Origin of the sequence: Peptococcus niger (genome assembly GCF_900101835.1) — a bacterium.
In the GTDB taxonomy this organism is placed as follows: Bacteria; Bacillota; Peptococcia; order Peptococcales; family Peptococcaceae; genus Peptococcus; species Peptococcus niger.
In genome coordinates, this window is sequence record NZ_FNAF01000004.1 from 185327 (window position 1) to 199631 (window position 14305).

Below are 14305 nucleotides of genomic sequence, written 5' to 3' on the forward strand. Positions count from 1 at the left end.
CACCAAGAGCCGAGCACTTGCCCGGCTCTTTTTTGTTGCAATCAATTATTTACATAAAATCATGAACGTGGTATAATAAGTCTAACAAGATAAAGAATAGAAAGGACGTGTACTCATGAAAGGAAGCTTCAGTAAAAAAGCAACAGCCGCTCTTTTGGCCGCAGCCCTAGTGGCCTCTACTGCCCCCATGCCTGCACAAGCAACAGAAAGCTATGCCCGGAACATTACTATTCAAGTAGACGGACGTACCATCCCTCAAACTGATCAAAAGGCCTTTATTAAAGACAGTCGGACGATGGTTCCCTTACGGACCGTCATGGAAGGTTTAAATATGGCCGTTGAATGGAACAACGAAAAGCGGTCCATTACTGTAAAAAACCCGGCCAAGGACGAAACCTATACCTTTTATGCAGATAAGCCCTATTTCCTACGCTACAAGAAAGCAGGTACGGATTTTATAAAGCTGGATGTTGCCCCCTATATTACCTCCAGTAACCGGACAGTTATGCCACTGCGTGCGATTGGCGAAACCTATGGTAAGGTAGATTGGGATAATGCCAATAGCATTGTAAAGATAACAGGTAATGCTACAGCACCGAACCAACCGAGTGCGCCTACTGTAACGCCCAATAACCCTTCTCAGCCAGCTGTAACACCACAGCAGCCCTCCAGTGAAGTGAATGCGCCGAGTCAACCCAATACCCATCCGGTACAAAAGAGTGCCCTAGCTAGCGAAGAATTAGCCTGGTTAAAGGATAGGGCTAAGTCAGGCCCGCAAACAGAAGAAGACCTGGCTAGGTATGAGGAGTTCAGGACTAGAAAGGGCCTCAGTAGTGAGGAAATTGATCTACTGAATGCCTTCTGGCGATATGTGCCGGAGTTCAAGAAGAGCCTGTACTACAAGGCCCTAGAAGCACCACGGAAGCCCTTTACAGCAGACCAGCTGCGGATGTTGGAATTAGTGAACGCTGCCCGGGCAGAGCATGGGTTACAGCCTGTGAAGTTATCTCCGGCCTTGTGTGAGGGGGCAGAGATTAGGGCGAGGGAATTTAATCAAAGTCAAAAAGAATATGGTGTGATAGATTACGAAAGCCATATGAATGCATTAGCTAATGGCTGGAAGCCTCATACGAGACCTGACGGCAGCAAACCAAAAACAATTATCAATGATATCGGTTTATCCCAATTTAGCAACTATGCTAATATGAATGAGAACTTGTATGCTTTACCCTTAAATATTGCAAATGCTGATTCTGCAATGGATGGCTGGTTAAAGTCTTCTGAACATAAAAAAAACATCTTAAATCCAAACAGTAAATACCTTGGCACAGCGTCTATTTCAAGCGGTTTTAGAGATACCATGGGTTATGTCCAATTATTTGCAAGCTAAATTAAAGCTTCTCAAATTGCAGTTGTACTTCCTTAAGAATTCGGAAATTACTAATAAAAAATAGGGGTAGTGCCAAAGTTGGTAATAATCACTTAGCACTACCTCTATTTTTAGTTTAGATTCAACTGAGGCCAGGTCCTCTTTAACAGCAAATCGGTCTTTCCACTCAGTCCAATCAAGTAGAGGATCAATAACTCCCGTCTGATTCATCTTGGTTATATTTATTAATCACACGCAAAGTGTTTTTTACAACTTTCCCGCCAACCCCTTCATACAATTGCTTGTCACCAATAATATATAACCTTTCTTTTGCTCGTGTGGCAGCGACATTCATTATGTTAGGTTTTTTTACAACCCAGGCAGCAGCTCCACTACTGTTTTCGTCTGCACCTAAAACCAAAATAACAACCTTGTTTTCTTTGCCTTGAAAAGTATGAACCGTTCCAATTTGCTCCTTTTTAGAATCAATAAGATGTCTATTTTCTGCTTTTCCTAATTGCTCTCTCAGCTTCTGGGCAACATTCCTGAATGGTGTGATTATATATATTTGTTTATTAGTAAATCCTTCTTCTATTAGCTCAGTCAATAGATCTATAACGTAACAGGCTTGCGCTTGAACGAACTTATCTTTAGCTATTCCTTTTACGTCACACCACTTTCCAATGCCAAAATTTTCCTCGACTCCTAGAACCATCCGACCATCATAAGAAATGGCATTTGATATCGAAAACATGGGGTCAGTACACCTTCTGTGTACCCACAGCGGAACGCCTATCCAAGTCTCTTCATCTTTTTGGAAACCGTATTTTCCGGCTGAATCCAAAACAGTTTGACAAGAAGCTGTTGGCGCTAGATATGTGTCAGATACACGAAAATGATTTTGCAAAATTCCTAGCACTTGTGAGTCCAGCGTTTTCACCGGCTCTATTTGAAAAGGATCACCCAATGCCATAACGCGTTCTGCTCTCAGCAAACCACCAATGCAAGCTTGAGGGGCAGCTTGGCCAGCTTCATCAATAAATAAATTAGGTACTGTATTGGCTCCAGCGAAATCAAACATATTATGCATGCTTGCAAAGGTCGTGCTGATAACGGGGATAGCAAAATTAATCCAATTCCATGAATGTACAAGAAACTCTTTACCGTCATCCCAGTGCCGAATTCTTATTTTGTTATCCCAGTCAAGTGCGTTTCGGGCAGTTTTTAAGTCTTCCTTGTACTCATATAGAAAAGCTTTTCTAACTTCAAGCGCTTTAGTAAAAAGCTGACTTTGTTTGATTCTGAAGTCATCATTAAACCATGGCACGGATTTTTCCAATTCATCATAAGGTAGAGAAAAATCTAGGAGTGGAGTATTTGATTGTTTCAATTCTGCTAATTTTTCTTTATATAGCTGCATGTTTAGCTTACATTGCCTAAGATTTTCTTCATATTCAGAAATTTGGCTTGTTTTCTCATTGAGAGAACAGCTATACTCTTCTACCCATTTCTCTAATTGAAACTGTTTCTTTTTAGTAGAATTTATTTGCTTCGAATAAGTTGTTGCTTCATTTATCTTGAAAAGTTTTTTAATAGCGAAATATTTAGGCTTATTTAGCTTGAGCTTTTCATGTTCTTCTTTAGATTTTTCTAAATCCGCTCTTACTTCATCAATTTTAACACTTATCTGACCAACATCTTCTTTGAGAACAACTAAAAGATCAGGGTATTCGTGATTTATTTTTTGTTTCATTATATCCATTTGAACCATCACAGTATAAGCATCTTGAGCGTCATCAATCATTTTTTGAACTTGATCGTATAGCTGGTTAAACTCTTCGCAAGTATTTTGAAGATTTATTTCTTCACAAACTTCTGTGTACTCGTTATTGTCAGTGGCAATTTCATCCAGTTCTTTACAGATATCTTCTATGCGATGATCTAACTCAGTACGATTATCTTTATTTCCCCCTCTATATGCAAAAGATCCCCACATCATTATAGGCTCAGAATCTTTTTTAGACCTTTTTAATTTAAAAGGAAAATAGTCTGGGGTTTCGAATTTGCTGTATATAGCATTTTCTTTCGAGAAATCAATCACGATATTTTCCAAGGCTGTATTATTTGAACTTGCCAAAAGGATATTGGACTTGAGAAGCTCTGGAGGAAGGATTGATATAGACCACTGGTCTTGTGTAGTATTATTGGTGATAGGTGTATTTAATGCCTTCTTCTCTAGACTTAAACTGCCTATTTTTTCAGCAATTTCTCGACTAGTCTGTACAATTAAATCTGCGAATACATCTTTTAATAATGTGGTTTTTCCTGTCCCTGGTGGTCCATTAACAGTTAGAAGATAATCTTTTCCCTGACTTCGTAAATTGATCGCAACCTGTTGCATTAAACTGGGTGCATGCGATGGGTCGCTTGGAAAACGGCCAAGAGGATAATTACAAGGTGCTAAAATTTCTTTTATATTATTTTGACCTTCAGGGGTTTTGCTATCTAAATTAATTTTCTCGTCTGGTAAGGCTTCTCTAAAATATCGCTTAAGGAGATGATTTTGAGAACAATGCTTAGCGGTCTCTAGATCTTCCAGATAAAAAGAATGTAATTTAGCGTTCATTTCGGCTTTACTGTTAAAAACTTCAAAACATATACTATCCGCCTTAATAAAAGCATTTGAAGATTTTAAAAGATAGTGTAGCAGCTTACCAAGGTCATTTTCACATTCTTCGTAAGCCATTTTAATTTGTGCGGATATTTCTGTTGTTAACATTTTTAAATCTGTTAAATCATAATTGATTTTTTGATTTTTGTAGATATAATAAGGTATTGAAACAAATGTTTCGTCTGGAATAAATTCGAGGTTATAGTCAAAAACCAATGCATACTCAAAAGTTTTTTCCCAGTCAATATCCTCATCTACAATATTAATTCTGTAAACTCTTTTAAGGATTTTTAATACTTTTTCGAAACTCAGGACATTAAAATATAACGCTAATTTTGCGTTTTTATTAATTGGGTAATTTTCATTTCGATGCATTAGCTTTTTTAGTTTGTGGTGTTCCATTTTATCATAGGTCAGTATTTTTGCGTCCTTAGATAAATTTCCTTCAGCTAAAAATTCATAAAATATAAAGCTGTCTAAAATATTATTTTTTATATCCCATTTGTCACACATAAGTACCTCCCCAGAAAAATATAAGAATACTCCATGTATTTAATTTACCATATATAAGTGTTGATGTCATTTTTCCCACATCTGAGCCGTGCAAAAGAATATGGGCGTGATGAAATGAAAGTAACAATATAACGCACAGACCGAAAGGAGCAACACCATGAAAGGAAGCCTAACAAAGAAAGCCACAGCTGCGGTACTAGCCGCAACCCTACTGGTTTCTACTACCCTGCTGCCTTTGTGACGCCATATTTGATTGCGTATTCACATAGACGCTGGCGAAAACGCATTTCTTCGGTTATACTTGCCATGAGAGATACTCCTTTTGATACTTTGTTTTTTGGTTGAAACTTATTGTATCAGAGTATCTCTCTTTTTTTATCTGTTTCTGTAACATATGTCTTATCACATTACATACTTTCAGATAAGATAAAAAATATACCTGTAAAGGCAGATATAGAAAGCACAAAAATTTCTATTCAGGAAAAGAAGAATCTTTCCTGTGAACGTGATAACATAAACATTACTTTGCAAAAACAATATGAGAAGTACAAAAAGAAAGAATTATCGAAGGAGGTATATCTACAAGAAAAACAAAATCTCTTACTGAAGAAACAAGAGCTAGAGGAGGAATTAGAAAAAGAGAGCATTCTTAAACCTTCAAACGAAATTTCTAATCTATCTGATAATGAGGAAAATCACCAAAGAGATTGTAGATACTATGGTGGAAAAAATTGTAGTATCAAGGCATGGAAGTATAGAAATTAAGATAAAAGGAGAAGGTGTATAAATGGAAGTTATATAAAAAATATGCTATAATAAGAACAATAGATGATGTTAATTTATATTTAAAAACTATATAGATGGACGGTGATGTTATATGGCAAAGAAAAAATTTTATGCTGTTAGAGTAGGAAAAATTCCCGGAATTTATCAAACATGGAGTCAGGCTGAAGAACAGGTGAAAGGCTTTCCAGGTGCAGAGTACAAGTCTTTTTCTACAGAGGGGGAAGCTATAAGATATATGTCTCGTGAGGAAATAAAAGAAAGTGAAAGTGTATCCGATGAAATATCTGTAATAAATGAAAAAATAGAACAGGAAATAAAGAACTTACGAGATAGAGAAGTAATTGCTTTTGTAGATGGCAGCCATTCTTTAGATGCAGATGGAAAAGAAAAATACAGTTTTGGTGTCCTTCTTTTAACCAATGAATCAGAAGACAGTCTATATAAGGCTTTTATAGATAAAACTTATATGGATTCAAGAAATATTGCAGGTGAAATTGAAGGTGTTAAACAAGCTATTTTATGGGCTATTGAAAGCAATAAACAAAGAATAAAAATTTTTTATGATTATGAAGGCATTGAAAAGTGGGCAACGAAAGAATGGAAATCTAAAGTCAAAATTTCACAGGAATATAGTAAATTCTTTGATGAGAAGTCAAAGTTGATAAATATAGAATTTGAGCATGTAAAAGCTCATAGCGGAATTGTGTATAATGAAAAAGCGGATGAATTAGCAAAAAAAGCTCTCTTGTCGCAAGGGTATAAAACATATAATGATGGATCTATCTATTTTATAGGTTTTCAAAAGCAAGATTGGCTTAATATGGTAGAATCACTCAATAATGAAATCAATGAAGAAGATATTAAAGATAAAATTAAGGTAGAAGAATCTAGTCCAAAAGATTACTTAGATAAATTGTTACTTGTGTTTGACGGTCAACGAGTGATTATTAACTGCTACAAAGGTAATAAATCTTACGTTCAAGGGAAACAGAGTTTGCTGTTTCGGAAAATTATTTCATTGGCGATTGAAAACTTACCAACAGATAGTGCTGTTATAGAAGTCCTAAATACGTATCATGATTTAACAGTAGAGAAGCTGGAGGTTGAAAATGCTTTTTCTACGTTATTGCCTAATTTTCCAATTGATGATAAAGATACAAAACTTAGAAATACTTTATTATCCTCAGTATTTAATACACTAATAACAGGCTATATGCCGGATTATACTTGTCTGGTTACACCCCTTTTTAGAGCGATGGAATTTTATTTGCATAGAATTTTACATGATAAATTGGGTAAGAATACAACTAGAACAGGAAAAGATGGCAAATTTAAAAGGAATAATTTTGCTTTCTTTGATGAAAATGAAACAACAGGAAATTTTGAATATAATTCATCTGCTGTAGGCTTAAGTTCTAATCAAATAGATTATCTTAATCAGTTATATAGTAGCTATAACAAAATGAGACATCCATATTCACATTGGTCAGAAAATTCAATGGATACTCATGTTATAACGGATATAAAAACAGCTCATGAATTAATTTTGGAAGGCTTGCAATTTATAAATAAATATTATATAATATTTTAGTTACTTTTTTGTATAAATGATTTAAGAGGAAGGAGGAGATATTGTAATGAAACCATATTTGATAAATAGTTTAAAAAAGGATGGATTTGATGCTATAATAACATTGTTAGATTACCAAACTCAAATATCAAGATGTTTAAAATCCATTAGAATGTCTCCGAACGAAACAAGAAAACTTTTGATAGATACTATATTATGTTCAGGAATGAATGAGTATCGTTTTATTGAAACTACTTTAAATGAAGATGGAACAATTAATTTAAATCATTATAACTATGTTAATGTGGACAATGATATACTAGAAAAAGCAAATGAGATTCTAAAATATCAACCCGCTTTTTTAAGAAATTCTGTATTGCCGGAATCACAAATAAAAAAAATAGCACAGAGTTAAATATACTGTATACCATATGACGCATCAAAGCACTTAAAGAAATTTAGGTGCTTTTTTAATATCAATTACTTGACATTGTAGGGAAAAACCACATTATTAAAAGATGTATTCGCAGATTTAATTGTACAGACTAGTCGAGAAATTGCTGAAAAAATAGGCAGTTTAAGTCTAGAGAAGAAGGCATTAAATACACCTATCACCAATAATACTACACAAGACCAGTGATCTATATCAATCCTTCCTCCAGAGCTTCTCAAGTCCAATATCCTTTTGGCAAGTTCAAATAATACAGCCTTGGAAAATATCGTGATTGATTTCTCGAAAGAAAATGCTATATACAGCAAATTCGAAACCCCAGACTATTTTCCTTTTAAATTAAAAAGGTCTAAAAAAGATTCTGAGCCTATAATAAATGTAGAGTGATCCCATAACGGCTGGGGGTATTTTAATAGAGGCCTTTGAACAAAGGCTAATAAGCTTGGATCAAGGTGAGCGAATTTGGACAGAAATGTTAGCTAAGAGAAGAGAAATAGGAGCAGATTCGTTCAAGAGCTTTGTTTCAAGGAAATAGAATTAGAAATTAATAAAAGCTAGGCTGAAGAAATCGTGATGTATAGTACGCTACAGAGATATGGAGCTGCTAGTTTAAAAAATGCATAAAGTAAGTACTATGAAAATAATAGAAAAAATCATAAGGTATGTTGCGGATAATATGACAGTTATAACTATGGGAACAGCTTTTTTAGTAAAGGTTGGCTGTATAAGTAATTTTGAGCAGCAGTTATATTGCGTTTTGGTTTGCATTGGATTTGGTAATATCTACGTTGTTGCTTGTGAAGAGCTTTTGAATAATATTAAATTAAGGAATCAAGGCGGATCTTTTAAGAGTCCAATAAAGACTAGTTTTTCAGAGTCAAAAAAGGCTAAGCAAGATAGAGCAAGAAAAAAAGAAAGTAGTGCACAATCACTTCAGAAGATTAGTAGTGTAGCTATACAATATATTGAGGCGGCTTTCCTGCCTTTTATATTCATTCTTATGGGAGATGTCCATAAAAATGAATATAAAATAATTATTCTTTCTATCGTAGTTTTTATGTTGTGGGTTTTACTTAGGTTCTTAAGCAAAGATAGTAATAAAAATAAATATACTAAAATCCGTTTTGTTTTTCTCCTACTTGCAGTGCTAATCTTTGGCTGTGTAGTGCGTGAGGTAAACCATAAAATTAGTCGTGTTTTTATAATTTTAGCGTTTCTTATCGGGTTATGTAAATTATGTAGAGCCAAGGATGCATAGGAATGGCCACCTATGGAAAGGTGGCCATTTGTAAAGCTATTCTTTATTTCCTTCTTCAAGTAGAGCCGTTACGTTCAGCACAGGAAGTATATAGTTTGGGAACTCATTAGCTCTCATGATTATATCTGAAACCATCGGACGCATATACGAATATAGGATTGCAGTGGCATTTTCAAGCAAATACTGCTCAAAAGATCTGCCATCTGATTCGTCTTTGTTATAGCTAAAGTGTGCAGTCATTTTAAGAACAACTTGAAAGGCGGCTTTTGGGTCTTCTAGGCTGCCTAAAATTAGGTCAAAGTTTACGAGAGCCTTATCCTCTTTGCTTTTATCGTTATATTTCAGATCCACACTAGGCTTAATATCAAGGGTTATCGTTCCCTCTGATGGATCGAAGTTATTATTTCTAATATAGGATATTTCGTTAAGGTGGTAATTATGGAATTCTATTCCAGCCATTATGCAGCACTCCCTGTATCAATATTTGCTGGTCGCACATTGGTATCATATATTTGAGAAGGCTTTTGACAGATTAAGCTTTTTGTGGAGTCAGGACTAAGATATGAAAAATTAGTATGATTTTTCTCTAAAGAGAACTGAACATCTGAATCTATATATGCCGTAACGCCTTCAACGAAATCTTGGGCGTAAAAGTCTTCTTCTAGTTCAGGTGGTTTGAGGGCGGAAAGAGATAGGACTTCATCAATCCTTGCAATTAGCTCGCCGCTACTATCAAAAAAGCCGGGTGTATTTGAGTCGAATTCCACTGTATACCCATAGTTAGCCATATATTCTATAAAGGCTTTCTTATCTAATTCATTCATAATATACCTCTCCTAAGTTCTCTGTGATTTTATATATTCGCAATTCTGAGAAGTCAATAACACTTTGGTTAAATATAGCAAGCTGACAACCATTGTTTCTCAAATATAAATCACTTTCAGGAGAAATATCATAATTGATATTTTCATAGGTGATTTTTGTGTTGGAGAAAGTATACTTAATTGCTTTATAATCTCTTCGTTCTATAAAAAAATTTAAAACTCTAGTTCGATATTTCTCATGATCCTCAGAATCATCTTGACGGATTACTTTTGTATTATGTAAGTCTTTAAAGAACTTATCAATACGTATACGATCTCTCTCAATATCTAAATTCAAAAGCTCTTTCTTTAAAAGTTGAATATAGCATCTTATATAAGCTACCTGTTGTTTTTTGTACTTTTTTGCGTTAGCTTGTTTGGCCCACCAAATTGCTTTATCGGGATCATCTATAAAGAAATATACCCCGTTTCCTAGCCAATGATAAGGGTTATCTTTGCATATAAACTTTTTCTCTTGTTTTATCTTTTTTGCATTTTCAGCAAGCGTTCCATGATAACCCCAGAAGGTTAGAATTAACTCATCTTCACGTTCCATGTGATCACCTATAGGCCTTTTTGTTTTGAAACAATGGGTTGCTTTTACTATAGTCTATTTTAGAATACCATGTTTTGTGTGTGAAATAAAGTCAAAAGAAGTCTTGTACCTGAATGCACCCTGGACTCTGTTGATATGATTATAGCATAGAGATAAGAAGGGCTGCTAGTGGTAAGGAAGATGATGGATGTCCTTATGCAGATTGCAGAGTCTCAAGAATTATACAATCATGTATATGTAGATATTGCAGATGATGGAGGACTGATTATTGATTGAGGCTAGAGATGTGATTCGGATGCGGGTCCCTTTCCCCGGTATTGACTCACGGCTTTCTAGGCAGTCTCACATGTACATTTGTCAGATTAAAAAGGCAAATACGCATGGGTTCTTGAAGTGTCAAACTTTAAAGCCATATATGTTGGGCAAACAAAATCCAATGAAAAATTTCCATGATGAAGAAGCGGATGTAAATAGAAATCCCTTTGTGCGGACTACTAGGATTGATTGTGATCGTGTCTTTTCAACAAAAGCCATTGAATATAGTGAGAAAATGAGGACTACCAACCGGAAAGACATCTGTATTGATTTCTTTCAAATTTTGCAGAATAAGATTGTAAATATAACTTCGAACAGTATTCAAGTCAACGAAGATGAACTCTTGAGAATAAACCCTCTAGCTACAAAAATTAAGTAGACTTTCATAAAAAATTAGAGCTGCCTCCTAGAGAAGCAGCTCTTTTTCTATTTTCTTCGGAATAGTAGAATATCGTGGAAAGTTGGGTTTCCCTGAAATTAAGTGTGGGGGGGCAGATAAGCTCATTTTTTCTAAAAATGCTGCGCCAATGTTGATGTTAAAAGATGAACATGGTAATATAGTATTGGTAGCTGGATACAAATAATTAGGTATCTTTGGATTAAAGCAGAAAAATTCAGCTCAAGAGTTTACTTTAAATAAAAAACGTTGCAAAATGTTTTCTGCTTAAAGGAGATGCTGACGCATCCAGCTGCCTTTGTAAAGGCTCGTGCTTTTTAGCGGGCCATAAATATTTAATAAAGGAGTGTGAGTAAAATGTCGAATGTTAAGAAAGTGTGCGGTAGTTTATTAGCGAACCAAAAAGCGATGATTTTCCTCCAGTGTGCCTTAATTGGTGCTTTGGTGTTGGGGATTGGGCTGCTTTTACCGGATTGTGCTCTTGCTGCCGGGGATCCCGGTACAGCTATCCAGACCGGGGTAAAAAAAGGGTCTGGAGCTATCTGGAAGATTATGACCGCTGTTGTTGTTCCAATTGCAGCAGTCCTCTTCGCTTGGAATGTCTTCCGGGCTATTTTCGGTGGCGAGCGAGGCATGGAATCTGCTAAGCGAAATATTTTTACGATTATTGTCGTGATTGCACTGGTTCTTTTGGCCCCAGTTATCGTTAAGCAGATTGGTGGCTGGTTTGGCAAAGGAGAAGACGGGGGCGTATTTGGATGCTTAATGCCGTTACTAATGATGTAATTTGCGTAAGAAGAGCCAGAGCTCTTTTTTGCCTTAGTCTTGCATTACTTGCTGTTGCTTTTTTTATTCTGCCGGATATCGCCTTTGCTGATAGTTTTTCCGGTAAAGCTGAGAGTGATGTTGTCTATAACCTAACAAGTTACAAAAAAATCATAGAGGACGTTTATCATATCGCTTTTGTCATTCTAATCCCAGTTGCAAGTGTTTCATTTGCAGCTGCCGCCTTCATGATGTTCGCCGGTGATGAGCGGTCTGTCGCTAAAGGGAAGAAACAGGCTATCATTACTCTTTTTGCCGTTGCCGCCTTCTTGCTTTTACCAGCTGCGCTAAATTTCGGTGTGAATAGTGGCAAGAATCAAGGCTGGACACCTCAAATTGGTAACCACGAGAAGTGGACTAAGGAGCATATGCCGGATTTTTCTACAGAAAAAGCAGATAAAGGCGAAGGAGGCAAGTCTTCAAAAAAAGGCGATGCTGCAAAGAAACACTCTAATGGTAGTACTGGTGATAAAGGATCGAGCGGGGGGACGAGGTGATAATTTGTGCTGAATACAATACTTTCATGGATTGCTGAAGCCATCAGTGAATTGCTTGGTGCAATCATCAAGGCCTTCCTGGGTATTATGCAAGTTAATCTTGCTACCATTGCTGGATTTTTTCCGGGGCTTGTTACCGGTTACCGAATGTTTCAAGCTATAGCTATCGGCTTAACCCTAACTATTGCTGTTTGGCAACTATTTAAGTTTTTCGGTGGACAGCTCACAGAAGTTAAAGATACTCCTGTTCGTATTCTCATCCGAACGGCTATTGCCGGATGGCTCATCTTCTTTGGTGGCTATTTTATAGAGATGGCCGTTAATATTGCGCAGATTCCCTATGAAGCCTTTAGCGATATGAAGTCTATTAATGGTGTTACAGCCGCATTTAGCTATGAAGAGTTTGATGTTCTGAAACTCTTTGGCCCAACGGTGGCATTAGGAGCCTCGGGGTCCATTCTCGCCTACCTTTTCTTAGTATTTTTAGTGGGCTGGAACCTGCTAAAGCTTATGTTAGAAGTTGTGGAGCGCTATCTCATGGTGGCTGTCCTAGCTTTTGCAGCCCCACTTTTTTACCCAACAATGGCTTCTCAAGCCACTTCTAATATATTTAGGAAATTTCTGGGAATGTTCTTTGGACAGTGTGCTCTTTTGTCTATTTCGGCTTGGATGCTCAAAGTTATTCTTTCAGGATTTGCAGCCATTACCTCATCTACTGAGGGGGTAATTTTCCATATTATCTTTATGCTGGCCATGTGTAAGATTGCTCAGCGTGTAGATACTTATATGCAAACCCTAGGTATTGGTGTGGCGACAACCGGTGAAAACATTTTAGATGATGTTATTGCTGGCGGCCGCATGATTCGTGGCTTAGGAGGTAGTCGCTCCGGTGGCGGTGCTAAAGAAACCCTTGGCGCTAATACGGGCGGTAAACTATCTCGCTTCGGCGGTGCCTTTGGGGCTGCTTCTGTAGCTACACAAGGGATATTACAACGCAATGCACAAGGTCAGGGTTTCTTGAAAACCTTTAATCCCAAACAGATTGGCAAGGATGCCTTAGATGGCACGAAAATTGTACCAGCAGCTAAAGTTGGGATAGCAGGAGCTAAGGTGGCCGAGAACAGTGTGGTCAAAGGCTTTAGTAAGTCTGCATCCAAGGGTATAGGAGATGCGCCTTTCGCCGGAAAATTTGATATGACAGATGCCTATAGAGAAAAAGCGGAAGACTCTGCTGGGGCTGGTCAAGAAGGTCAATCCGGCAATAATCAAGGCGCTCAGAATGCAGTCAGCCTTGAACAGGCTCAAACTGAGGGATTGCAAGTTGAAGAAGGCAAGACGGCTGAAAACGGACAGCCTGCTAAACAGGTGCCTAAAGACGCTGGTATTCAAAAAAACCAAGACGGCGCTACTCAACTGAACAAAGCGGCTCAAGATGCCGGACTTTCTTGGGATAATAATCATAAGAGTAAGGCTGAGGGCGAAAAGATTAATCAAATTAAGGGTAGCAATGAATCTGTCGGTGGCTTTATGGCAGCCCGTATTAATGCCGGGGACAATCCGGAAGACTTGCAGGCTGCTTTAAAAGAAACGGCTGCTAATGGTTCACCGGTTGCTGCTGAAAAAGCTTTAATGCAACCGAATTATGAGCTTTCCGGTAACGATGAGGTTATGAGTGGACTACTGGAAAATTCTTTTGATACTAAGGAAATTATTCCGGACGCAGGGTCAGGAGGCAGTACTAGTAACGTCTCGGCCTCTAACAACCCGGGAGACGGCGTGGAAGGGGCAAGACAGGTTACCTTTGATTATACAGACGCTAATGGTAATACATCTACTTATGAGGTCTTAAATAGCGCTGCTACTCAAAGAATAAATAGTGAGGGTAAGCAAGTTAAGAAGGATGAGTATAGTGTTCCGGGCGCATTAAAACAAATTCAATCAAAAGGTTCGGGCCAAATTTACTATGCACGCCAGGTGGATGTAGGGCAGACTCAAATAGGTGCAAGTAACTCCGGTGGTACGAGAACAGTACAAACATCTAGAGCCCCACAAATTAAACAAATAACCAATCAGACCAATATGCCAACCCCAAAGACCTTCAGACAGTCTATCCAAAAACCAAACAATAAAAATAAACCGATTACTCCCAACGGGAAAAGACCCGGTAAAAAGTAATGCTACTAAACCGCTAATAAGCCGGAGCCTAAGCGCTTCGGCTTTTTTCAAAGGAGGTG

At 37.2% G+C, this 14305-nt stretch carries 12 protein-coding genes; 8 read left to right on the forward strand and 4 right to left on the reverse strand.

The features are described 5' to 3' along the window. Positions 1-115 precede the first annotated feature (115 nt). Positions 116-1390: a stalk domain-containing protein gene (locus BLQ16_RS04965; protein WP_091791642.1), complete on the forward strand. Its 1275-nt coding sequence runs from the start codon at positions 116-118 to the stop codon at positions 1388-1390. A 187-nt stretch (positions 1391-1577) separates the two neighbouring features. Here BLQ16_RS04965 and BLQ16_RS04970 read toward each other — a convergent pair whose 3' ends face one another. Next, positions 1578-4553 carry a DEAD/DEAH box helicase gene (locus tag BLQ16_RS04970; RefSeq protein ID WP_091791643.1) on the reverse strand — a complete coding sequence of 992 codons (2976 nt, stop codon included), beginning with the start codon at positions 4551-4553 and terminating at the stop codon, positions 1578-1580. A 351-nt stretch (positions 4554-4904) separates the two neighbouring features. Here BLQ16_RS04970 and BLQ16_RS04975 point away from each other — a divergent pair, with 351 nt between their 5' ends. The 4 genes from BLQ16_RS04975 (at position 4905) to BLQ16_RS04990 (ending at position 8618) form a co-directional block, all read left to right on the forward strand. Next, on the forward strand, positions 4905-5318 hold the full coding sequence (locus tag BLQ16_RS04975; protein ID WP_242868953.1) for a hypothetical protein: 414 nt from the start codon (positions 4905-4907) through the stop codon (positions 5316-5318). Between the two features lie 112 nt (positions 5319-5430). Beyond that, the gene (locus BLQ16_RS04980; protein WP_091791644.1) at positions 5431-6930 is read left to right on the forward strand and encodes a ribonuclease H1 domain-containing protein; all 1500 of its coding nucleotides are present in this window, start codon (positions 5431-5433) and stop codon (positions 6928-6930) included. 46 nt (positions 6931-6976) lie between these two features. Then, positions 6977-7324 (forward strand): type II toxin-antitoxin system RnlB family antitoxin, encoded by a 348-nt coding sequence (locus tag BLQ16_RS04985; RefSeq protein WP_091791645.1) that lies wholly within the window; start codon positions 6977-6979, stop codon positions 7322-7324. 670 nt (positions 7325-7994) lie between these two features. Next, positions 7995-8618, forward strand: coding sequence for a hypothetical protein (locus tag BLQ16_RS04990; protein ID WP_144019662.1), 624 nt, complete (start codon positions 7995-7997; stop codon positions 8616-8618). Between the two features lie 36 nt (positions 8619-8654). Here BLQ16_RS04990 and BLQ16_RS04995 read toward each other — a convergent pair whose 3' ends face one another. Genes BLQ16_RS04995 through BLQ16_RS05005 form a run of 3 tightly spaced genes read right to left on the reverse strand, consistent with a single transcriptional unit; the run spans position 8655 to position 10037 of the window. After that, positions 8655-9077, reverse strand: coding sequence for a protein-export chaperone SecB (locus BLQ16_RS04995; RefSeq protein ID WP_091791647.1), 423 nt, complete (start codon positions 9075-9077; stop codon positions 8655-8657). Continuing rightward, entirely contained in the window at positions 9077-9442 is a 366-nt protein-coding gene (locus BLQ16_RS05000) for a hypothetical protein (RefSeq protein WP_091791648.1), read from the reverse strand. Before BLQ16_RS05000 ends, BLQ16_RS04995 begins: the two co-directional genes overlap by 1 nt. Then, positions 9435-10037: a hypothetical protein gene (locus tag BLQ16_RS05005; protein ID WP_091791649.1), complete on the reverse strand. Its 603-nt coding sequence runs from the start codon at positions 10035-10037 to the stop codon at positions 9435-9437. Before BLQ16_RS05005 ends, BLQ16_RS05000 begins: the two co-directional genes overlap by 8 nt. A 1069-nt stretch (positions 10038-11106) precedes the next feature. On the opposite strand from BLQ16_RS05005, the gene BLQ16_RS05015 reads away from it, so the two are divergent. From BLQ16_RS05015 to BLQ16_RS05025, 3 genes are read left to right on the forward strand one after another with little or no spacing between them, the layout of a single operon-like run. Then, the gene (locus tag BLQ16_RS05015) at positions 11107-11535 is read left to right on the forward strand and encodes a hypothetical protein (RefSeq protein ID WP_091791651.1); all 429 of its coding nucleotides are present in this window, start codon (positions 11107-11109) and stop codon (positions 11533-11535) included. Beyond that, positions 11508-12071: a hypothetical protein gene (locus tag BLQ16_RS09540; RefSeq protein ID WP_144019663.1), complete on the forward strand. Its 564-nt coding sequence runs from the start codon at positions 11508-11510 to the stop codon at positions 12069-12071. Before BLQ16_RS05015 ends, BLQ16_RS09540 begins: the two co-directional genes overlap by 28 nt. Before the next feature lie 6 nt (positions 12072-12077). Next, complete coding sequence (locus tag BLQ16_RS05025; protein WP_091791653.1) at positions 12078-14246, forward strand: TrbL/VirB6 family protein; 2169 nt, start codon at positions 12078-12080, stop codon at positions 14244-14246. Positions 14247-14305 lie beyond the last annotated feature (59 nt).